Here is a 7,193-nt window from a genome sequence, read left to right on the forward strand (position 1 = left end):
TTGACGAGATCGGATTCGCCCCGCTCGACGACACCGGCACCCAACTGCTGTTCCGGCTCGTCGCCGGCGCCTACGAACGCCGCTCTCTCGCGATCGCCAGTCACTGGCCCTTCGAACAATGGGGACGCTTCCTGCCCGAACACACCACCGCCGCCAGCATCCTCGACCGGCTCCTGCACCACGCCACCATCGTCATCACCGACGGCGACTCCTACCGCATGACACACCGAACGGAGGTACCACCCACCTAAAACATCCCGCACAGGGTGGGGACTTTTACCTGGCCACCAGCGGGGACATCAAACTGGCCGTTGACACCATGAGGGGACCCTTTCGCCCGGAATCTGTATCAATAGATCCTAGACCCCACGGGAGAACGTTTCATAAGTATCAAACTAGACCCTGTGACACAGCAGCGACTTGTGACTCTCAACTTCGTTTGGCGGGATTTCGCAGCTTCGTTTGGCGGCTCAGGTGAAGCCGCTGGCGAGGGTGGAGCGGCGGAGTCAGTGTTCGTCGCCGAGGTGGCCGGAGAGTTTGTCCAGACGATCGAGGCTCGATCCGTCAAGGCCGATGATCTCGACGGTCTTGCCCTTGGCGGCGTACTTGTGGGTGATCGCGTCCAGGGTGGCCACGGTGGAGGCGTCCCAGATATCGGCCTCGGTCAGGTCGATGACCACGTGCTGGGGGTCGCCGGTGTAGTCGAACTGGTAGACCAGATCGTTGCTCGAGGCCCAGAAAAGCTCGCCACGCACTCGGTAGGTGCGGATGTCGATGGTGCCGTCGTGATTGACGTCGAGTTCAGAGTCCTTCTCCAGGCTCGTCATGTGGGCCACGCGGCGGGCGAACATGACCATCGCGGTGAGCACGCCGAGGATGACGCCGATGGCCAGGTTGTGGGTGATCACAGTCGCGGCGACGGTGACCGCCATGACGATCGTCTCCGGGAGCGGCATCAGGCGCAGGGTGCGTGGGTGGATGGAGTGCCAGTCCATGGTGGCCACCGAGACCATGATCATCACCGCGACCAGGGCAGCCATGGGGATCAGGCCGACGATGTCGCCCAACGCTACGACGAGGATGAGTAGGAAGATCCCAGCCAGCAGGGTGGACAGGCGGGTGCGGGCGCCGGACTGCTTGACGTTGATCATGGTCTGGCCGATCATCGCGCAGCCGCCCATGCCGCCGAAGAAGGCGGTGACGATGTTGGCCACGCCCTGGCCCCATCCCTCACGGGTCTTGTCGGAGCGGACCTCGGTGATGTCATCGACGAGTTTGGCGGTCATCATCGACTCCATGAGCCCGACCAGCGCCATCGCCAGGGCATAGGGGGCGATGATTTGCAGCGTCTCCAACGTCCACGGCACGTCGGGGATGAATAGCGACGGCAGCGAGGAGGGCAGCTCGCCCTGATCGCTGACGTTGGGCATGGTCCAGCCGAAGAGCACGACCACGGCGGTGATCGCCACGATCGCCACCAGCGGGGCCGGCACCGCGGCCGAAAGTTTGGGGAAGAACACCATGATGAGCACGCCAGCGGCGACCATCGGGTACACCAGCCACGGCACACCCAGCAGGTGCGGGATCTGCGCGGTGAAGATCAGGATGGCCAGGGCGTTGACGAACCCGACCATCACCGACCGGGGGATGAAGCGCATGAGCTTGCCCACCCCGATCACGCTCAACACGACCTGGAAGATGCCGGCCAGCAGCACGGTGGCGATGAAGTAGTCCAACCCGTACTCGCGCGCCACGGGGGCGATGACCAGGGCGATTGCGCCGGTCGCTGCGGAGATCATCGCGGGCCGTCCGCCGGTGAAGGCGATCGTCACGGCCATGGTGAAGGAGGCGAACAGCCCGACCCTCGGGTCCACTCCGGCGAGGATCGAGAACGAGATCGCCTCGGGGATGAGCGCGAGCGCGACGACCAGACCGGCCAAGACCTCGGTGCGCAGTCGGCGGGGGGAAGAGAAGGCGTACTTGAACGACGCGAGGACGCCGACGGGTGCGAGATCGTCATCCGAGCTGGCCGGGGGCGGGGACGAGGCCCCGGATGCGTGGGTGGGAGCTGTCACGGGGGTTTTCCTAACCGTGGAGGGAACATGACACACTCTCCCGTAACGGGAGGTTTGAAACCTACCGTAACGTCAGGTTTGGGTAGCGTTGAATTTGGGACCGACACCGTGACCTATTTCACGAGGAGTGTGATGCGGGAAGAGTCCGCACGAATGGTCGGTGAGGTCGCTGACTTCACCGGCCTGTCGATCCGCACGCTGCGCCACTACGACGACATCGGCCTAGTGGTGCCCTCCGGCCACACCGCCGGCGGATTCCGGCTCTACACCGACGCCGACATCGACCGACTGCTCCTCGTCCGGCGAATGAAACCTTTGGGCTTCTCGCTGGAACGCATGAAGCAGTTCCTCGAAGCCACCGACATCCTTACGGCGGCCCAACGCTCAGAATCGCCGGGGCTCGATGACTGGCACGCAGCTCGAATGACCGTCGAAGAGATCCGCGCCGAAGCTGAAGCGCGCTACCTCGAACTGCAGACCCAACTCGAGTACAGCGCCGAGTTCTTGCAACTATTCCGCCAGAGGTTTGACTAAGCAGGCTGATCCATAAACGACCGTTTTTGCTACAAGTGAACTCGAGCTCGCCGGATTTGGATACGCCGAGGTGGGCGGAAGCCAATTCTGTAGCGGAGCCCCACCTGGCAAACCGAGTCCCACGAGTTGCTACGGGACCACGCCCGCGCCTTCTTCGCCAGAGAAGTCACCCCCCGCCAGGCGGACTGGGCCCGGCAGGGCCACGTCGACCGCGAACTCTGGAACAGAGCCGGAGCGGCAGGCCTACTGCTCACCGACATCGCCGAAAAGGACGGCGGCGGGGGAGGCGACTTCGGCCACGAGGCTGTAGTGGCCCAGGAACTGGCGTACGCGCACGACAGCGCGTTCGGCTTCACCGTGCACTCCACGATCGTCAGCCACTACATCAACGCCTACGGGACCGAGGAGCAAAAGCGCCGCTGGCTACCCGGGCTCGCCTCCGGCGAGAAAGTGGTGGCCGTCGCCATGACCGAGCCTGGTACCGGCTCAGACCTGCAGAACGTCAAGACCACAGCGATCCGCGACGGCGACCACTACGTGGTCAACGGCGCCAAGACCTTCATCTCCAACGGCACCCACTGCGACTTGGTTGTCATCGTGGCCAAGACCGATCCAGCGGCCGGCGGCAAGGGCATCTCCCTACTAGTCGCCGAGGTCGACAATAACGTCGCGGGCTTCTCCCGCGGCGCCGTCCTCGAGAAGATCGGCATGCACGGATGGGACACCCGCGAACTCTTCTTTGACGACATGCGGGTACCGGTGGAGAACATCCTTGGCGAGGAGGGCTCCGGCTTCGCCGAACTCATGACCCAGTTGCCGCGGGAGCGACTCATCATCGGAGTCGCCGGCGTGGCAGTGGCCGAGGCCGCGGTGATCGAGACCATCCGGTACGTCAAAGAGCGCGATGCGTTCGGCAAGAAACTCCTGGACTTCCAGAACACCCAGTTCGTACTAGCCGAGTGCAAGGCCGACGTCTACGCCGGCAAGGCGCTGATCGACGACGGCATCCGCCGCCAGATCGACGGCACCCTCGACGCCGCCGGCGCCTCGATGATCAAGCTGTGGGCCACCGACATGCAGTGCCGCGTGGTGGACAAGTGCCTACAGCTGTTCGGTGGCTACGGCTACATGATGGAGTACCCCATCGCCCAGATGTACACCGCCTCCCGCGTGCAGCGGATCTACGGCGGCACCAACGAGATCATGAAGCTGCTCGTAGCCAGGTCGCTGTGAACGCCACTCCCCCAAGTCCGTCCGTCTACGCCGAAGACTTCACCCCGGGCCAGATTCACAAACTGGGCGATCACACCGTCTCCAAGGCCGAACTGGTCGATTTCGCCACCCGCTGGGACGCACAGTGGTTTCACATCGATGAGGACGCCGCCAACCAGGGTCACTTCCGCGGACTCATCGCCAGCGGGGTACACACCATTGCCATCGCTCAACGGCTGCTCACACAAACAATGCTCAACCAATGGGCAGTGATCGCCGGGCTCGGATTCGACAAGGTACGGTTCCCGGCGCCCGTCCGACCCGGCAACGTTCTCACCGGAACCGCCCAAATTGCCGAGATCACTCTCGACGGAACACGCGGACGAGTGAAGATAGAAATGCGGCTGACCGATCAGGACGACCACACCGTCCTCTACGCCGAACTGACCATCGTCATGTGGCAAAGAGAGCAGGCCACGACACCGTCCGGAGGCTTCAACTGACACACGGCAGGACGTCACCAGAAAGAGCAACGGTCCCGCCCTACATCGACGAAGCGACCTTCATCTCGTATCCGCAAGTCAGCGTGGGACGTGACGACCCCACCTCACGACGGTGGCTCAAGGTAGTCAAACCCCCGTCCGAGCGCGTCCGCTAGCTAGCGATCGATTTCGCGACACTCACAGAACCAGTCGTTTCCGCAGGGCAGCAGTGTCCGAAAACTCGTGTCGCCTTGCCACCCACATCGAGCACCGGTAACCAGACCTTATGACAAGTAGAAGTATGCGTATTGCATCTGATGAATCGACACCTGACCGCATGCCGGTCACCACTACTCCAGTCGTCTTCGGCTGCGTTGTAAGCACCCCGCCACAGTCTCTGTGGCGTCGACGGACTTAAAATCATCCTGGCCCGAAAACGGAACATCAAGTGTTAGAACTGCTTACCGGAATCACCTCCAGTGCGATCCCACTGACCAATGACAGCCTCACCTCTGCGGGACTGTCCGCCGCATAGCTCACCATCGAATATGGTGCGCCACCAGTGCGGATTCCCCCACCTCAGGCACTGTCTCGCAGCGCGAACGCTTCTCGCGCGCGCTGCAGCCGACGAGCACATTGAGAATCGCTGGAGACTCGACGGAAGGCATATCCTTGACCGTGGCCACCGTCAGAAAGTCGAAATCCAAGTGAGCTGAGCAGATCCGCCTCAATATCGATAGCCGAAAGCAGGATTGAGTCCAGTTCCGAGGCGTCGAGTGCCGTGCGGACGTCCGGGATGTTTTCGTAGAAGGCAACACGTTTGCCCCAATGTGCCGCGATGTAATCATCCCAGTTCTGTCTCGAATGGCTCGACAGAGCTGATAAATCGAGCGTCGGGCTAGAAGCGTATGCGGCAACATATGCAAGGTGCTTGGTCAGCCAATCTTGCGTTGACATGACGGCGCCTTGAAACTTCTCCACGTCTGAGCTGGCCGGGTCGACCAAGGCATTCATGAGTTCGCAGTTCAGCCAGAACATTGCCTCATCAATGTAATCAACGTCGCCGGTCATTGCGACCGGATACCCAAGGTCAGCGAGCCCACGCTCGATCCGAAGTTCATCAATGGCCAGGGCTCCGAGGCACATCAGCAGCCAACGCCACTCGGAGTCAACGAGGTGCTGGCGGCCTATCACGCCCTCGCCGCGTTTGCCGAGTTTGACGTGGCCGGCCTCATGGGCCGCTAGCCTCTCCAACAGGAGATTGTCTCGATTGCGCAGTTCAGGTGCGTTAAAGACGATAACTTCGCCTGTAGATGTGTGGATCGTCTTTGCAGCGACGATTCCCGCTCCCCTGCCAGCCGAATAGGCGGGGTTCTGGGTGAGTCGCTGAACGGTGTCAACGAAGTTATCAACAATCACAACCCGGGCGTCCGGCTCTGACATTGCATTCAGCCCCGCTTCGATCGCGGTCAGCTGATCCTCTCGAAAACCTGCTCCAGTGACCTCAGCTTGCATGTGGCACTCACTCCGTTTCACCGGGCCCGAAGCCGACGCTCCATGGCTCGGTACTCAGCATAGGCTTGGGCGCCGACAAGACCTGCGGCATCGATTCTCGGCCGACTGATTGGGAGGCGAGTCGCGCGCCTTCGACTGACATCCGCCTCACTGTCGACGCTGAGCAGCGGGCGAACTCTTCCCCACCCCCGGCGCAGCAGCTGTTCGTCAACCTGCGTCGTAGTCGATTGAGATACTGGATCGGTGCCCTCGCGCGATGAAGTCCTGATGAGTACCTGGCGAATCCATGTCCTCTGAACGCGTCCCTTGGTCTCGCCTCGACAGCGGCGAGTTCGAACACACCGTCGCGATGCTGGTGTGCGCCGACCACCCGCTGGGGCAGAAGTTCACACCTGGCCCGGACGGCGGCATCGATGTCTTCGTTCCCGACGGCGACAGCCAGCGCAAGGTATTTCAAGTCAAGAACTTCCCCCTGAAGTTTGCCGGTGCAGAGTTCCGACAAGTGAGGAAGTCGCTCAGGGCGGTCGCAGAAACGTCAAGGCAAGAAGGATGGACGATCACCGAGTGGCACCTTGTGATCCCCCGCGATTCAACCCCCGGATACCGCGCTCGCATCGAAGAGGAGATCAAATCTCTGGGTATCCCGACGTGGTCATGGATGGGCCTGACTCAGCTCGATATTCTCGCAGCACGCCACCAGGAGCTCATCGATTACTACCTCAAAGGGGGCAAAGACCGTTTCGCTGATCAACTCGCCGAACTTACCGCCATCATTCGCGGTGACACGACCCTTGCTAGCGGGACTCGTTTGCAACCTGCCGACGTCGGCGAACGAATCAGGATCTTGCAACGTGCAGCAAACAATGACCCTCACTACCGGTACCACTTCGGAACATCCGATTGCCCCCCACACCAAGTCGACGAGCCCTGGCTGGTCGCTGTCGCAGCCGAGCAACACGGCCCCATGTGGCTTCACATCAAGGTGTATGCAAAGTTCGCTGCCGCCCTCAGCGAGCGTCCGATAACCACTACCGTGCAGGTCGACGTAACCGGCGACCCGGCACTCGCCGAGAGCTTCGAGCAGTTTCTCAATTTCGGAACAGATCTCACGATTCCCTCGTCTGCTGCGTCCGCAGAACTCAACCTCCCCGGCGGGCTCGGCGGCACTATTGACAATGCTGAGATCCACTTCACCGCCATCACGGCCGAAGCGGGCGGTCCGGAACCGGCATCTAGTATCACCGTTGGAGTCCGAGACGCTACAGGTGATGTCGTCGCCGAACTGCGGTTGGAGCGGAAGAGCTTCACGTCGGGGGTGCGCGGCGGCCAGCGAATCGTCTGGGCTGACCGGACCGGCAAGGTGGAGCTTGCACTT

The 7,193-nt window shown here is 61.8% G+C and carries 6 protein-coding genes and 1 pseudogene; 5 read left to right on the forward strand and 2 right to left on the reverse strand.

Going from position 1 to position 7,193, the window contains the following annotated elements; translation table 11 throughout:
* Nucleotides 1–251, forward strand: a 251-nt coding sequence (locus tag GSI01S_RS19255; RefSeq protein WP_006898337.1) for an ATP-binding protein, incomplete at its 5' end; no start/stop codon positions are given.
* A gap of 255 nt (nucleotides 252–506) precedes the next feature.
* Here the strand turns inward: GSI01S_RS19255 and GSI01S_RS19260 are convergent.
* Nucleotides 507–2,075, reverse strand: coding sequence for a SulP family inorganic anion transporter (locus tag GSI01S_RS19260; RefSeq protein WP_006898345.1), 1,569 nt, complete (start codon nucleotides 2,073–2,075; stop codon nucleotides 507–509).
* Nucleotides 2,076–2,207: 132 nt separating this feature from the next.
* Here GSI01S_RS19260 and GSI01S_RS19265 point away from each other — a divergent pair, with 132 nt between their 5' ends.
* From GSI01S_RS19265 to GSI01S_RS19275, 3 genes and pseudogenes are all read left to right on the forward strand, one after another.
* Nucleotides 2,208–2,609, forward strand: a complete 402-nt coding sequence (locus tag GSI01S_RS19265) for a MerR family transcriptional regulator (protein WP_006898346.1) — start codon at nucleotides 2,208–2,210, stop codon at nucleotides 2,607–2,609.
* Nucleotides 2,610–2,708: 99 nt separating this feature from the next.
* A pseudogene (locus tag GSI01S_RS19270) lies at nucleotides 2,709–3,842 on the forward strand (acyl-CoA dehydrogenase family protein); the annotation flags it as partial.
* Nucleotides 3,839–4,324 (forward strand): MaoC/PaaZ C-terminal domain-containing protein, encoded by a 486-nt coding sequence (locus GSI01S_RS19275; protein WP_006898348.1) that lies wholly within the window; start codon nucleotides 3,839–3,841, stop codon nucleotides 4,322–4,324. The pseudogene GSI01S_RS19270 and the gene GSI01S_RS19275, both read left to right, overlap by 4 nt.
* Nucleotides 4,325–4,882: 558 nt before the next feature.
* Here GSI01S_RS19275 and GSI01S_RS19280 read toward each other — a convergent pair.
* Nucleotides 4,883–5,818, reverse strand: a complete 936-nt coding sequence (locus GSI01S_RS19280; protein WP_006898349.1) for a hypothetical protein — start codon at nucleotides 5,816–5,818, stop codon at nucleotides 4,883–4,885.
* A 286-nt stretch (nucleotides 5,819–6,104) separates the two neighbouring features.
* Here GSI01S_RS19280 and GSI01S_RS19285 point away from each other — a divergent pair.
* On the forward strand, nucleotides 6,105–7,193 hold a 1,089-nt coding region (locus GSI01S_RS19285), incomplete at its 3' end, for a hypothetical protein (RefSeq protein WP_006898350.1).

Origin of the sequence: Gordonia sihwensis NBRC 108236 (assembly GCF_000333035.1) — a bacterium.
Classification (GTDB): Bacteria; Actinomycetota; Actinomycetes; order Mycobacteriales; family Mycobacteriaceae; genus Gordonia; species Gordonia sihwensis.

Bases quoted from the DNA above. Each gene is read 5' to 3' on its own strand.
- GSI01S_RS19265 (WP_006898346.1), top strand. From the start codon at position 2,208: ATGCGGGAAGAGTCCGCACGAATGGTCGGTGAGGTCGCTGACTTCACC.
- GSI01S_RS19280 (WP_006898349.1), bottom strand. From the start codon at position 5,818: ATGCAAGCTGAGGTCACTGGAGCAGGTTTTCGAGAGGATCAGCTGACC.